The sequence below is a fragment of the Candidatus Nitrosarchaeum limnium BG20 genome, from assembly GCF_000241145.1.
Classification (GTDB): Archaea; Thermoproteota; Nitrososphaeria; order Nitrososphaerales; family Nitrosopumilaceae; genus Nitrosarchaeum; species Nitrosarchaeum limnae.
Map to the genome: position 1 here is coordinate 1 of NZ_AHJG01000168.1, position 1,906 is coordinate 1,906.

Annotated in this window: 2 protein-coding genes and 1 pseudogene; 2 read left to right on the forward strand and 1 reads right to left on the reverse strand. The window is 35.8% G+C overall.

Annotated elements, in window-relative coordinates:
• A pseudogene (locus tag BG20_RS05050) lies at positions 1-246 on the forward strand (protein-disulfide isomerase); the annotation flags it as partial.
• A gap of 18 nt (positions 247-264) precedes the next feature.
• On the opposite strand, the gene BG20_RS05055 reads toward BG20_RS05050, so the two are convergent.
• The gene (locus tag BG20_RS05055; protein ID WP_007401678.1) at positions 265-471 is read right to left on the reverse strand and encodes a hypothetical protein; all 207 of its coding nucleotides are present in this window, start codon (positions 469-471) and stop codon (positions 265-267) included.
• 107 nt (positions 472-578) lie between these two features.
• Here BG20_RS05055 and BG20_RS05060 point away from each other — a divergent pair.
• Positions 579-1,906, forward strand: a 1,328-nt coding sequence (locus BG20_RS05060) for a dihydroxy-acid dehydratase (RefSeq protein ID WP_010191770.1), incomplete at its 3' end; no start/stop codon positions are given.

Genomic DNA, 1,906 nt, shown 5'->3' on the forward strand with positions numbered 1-1,906 from the left:
TATTTGTTTAAGACTTTGAAGTTAACTGTTGATGACAAATGCTTTGTTTTCCAGGATGGAAGACAATTTTGTACAAATGAAGATTATTCATTAAGATTCTTCATAAATGATCAAGAAGTCAAAGACATCCGAGACTATGAAACCATGGATAAGGACAGAATTCTTATCGCATACGGAGCAGAAACTCCAGAAGAAATTCAAGACTTGTTAAAGCAAGTTGATACACAACCAATTATTGAAAAATAATTTTTTATTAATTTTTAATTATGATTCATCAGATGGTTCTTTAGTTGTGAATTGTGCCATGTTATCAAAAAACATGTAATACCCACACCTAGTACATCTAAGAACAGTTAACGGGGTAGTTAGAAATTCTTTATCTTCGAATCTTCCACTTAATTTGACATTTTCTCCAGCAATCTCTGCTTTGTTACTTTGACAAACAGGACATGAAAGAGCTTTTTGTTCCAATATTTTTTGTAATAATACTTGGAATTTAAACGCTTTATGACATATTAGATTTCTAAATTGATAAAATCAATAAAGTCTAAATTATAGCAAAGAAGATTTGTCATATTATGGAGATTTCTAGTAGAAATGTAGTTGAAGGAACTGCCAGATCTCCTCATAGAGCAATGTACAAAGCTATGGGATTAACAGATAATGATTTATCAAAAGCATTTGTCGGAGTATGTCATACTGGAAACGAGGCAACTCCGTGTAACATTCATCTTCCAAGACTAGCTCTCAAAGCTAAAGAAGGAGTTAGCGATGCAGGGGCAACACCTAGAGAATTTTCAACTATCGCAGTAAGTGATGGAATTGCGATGGGTCATGAAGGAATGAAGTCATCATTAATTTCAAGAGAAGTAATTGCAGATTCCATAGAATTGATGGTCAGAGCTCATCAGTATGATGCACTAGTTGGAATTGCTGGATGCGATAAGAGTTTGCCAGGAACTATGATGGCAATGGCCAGATTGAACATACCATCAGTATTTGTTTATGGCGGAACCATAATGCCGGGAATTCTAAACGGTCAAGAATTAACTGTAGTGGATGTTTACGAGGCAGTTGGCGCATATGATGCAGGTCAATTATCTCTTGAAGCATTAAAAAATATAGAAAATACGGCATGTCCAAATGCAGGTTCATGCGGCGGAATGTTTACTGCAAATACAATGGCATCAATTTCAGAAGCTATAGGTCTTGCCTTACCAGGTAGTGCCAGTCCTCCAGCAGAAGATGACAGAAGAGAGAAAATGGTTTACGATACTGGAATTGCATGTGTCAGATTACTAGAACAAAATATCAGGCCACGTGAGATTCTCACATTTGAGGCATTTGAAAATGCAATTACAATGTTAAATGCAGTAGGCGGCTCTACAAATGGAATTTTACATTTGTTGGCATTATCAAATGAAGTTGGAATTAAATTAACATATGATGATTTTGAGAGAGTTAGAAAAAAGACACCACATTTGGCAGATATGAAACCAGGCGGAAATTATGTCATGAATTCTCTAGATAAAATTGGAGGAATTCCATTTGTATTAAAGAAATTAGCGGAGAGAAAACTTATTCACGACAATTGTTTAACAGTAACTGGAAAAACAATCAGAGAAAATCTTGCTTCAATGAACATACCTGAACCAGTACAACAAATTATAAAATCAGTTGATAATCCAATTCACTCAGTTGGAACTGCAGTAATATTGAAGGGAAGTTTGGCACCAGAGGGAGCTGTGATTAAGACAGCTGGAGTGGAGATGACAAAATTTACAGGTAAGGCCAGAGTGTATGACAGAGAAGAGTATGCATTTGACGCAGTAGCCAAAGGTGAAGTTGAAGAAGGTCATGTTGTAGTAATCAGATATGAAGGTCCAAAAGGAGGTCCTGGAATGAG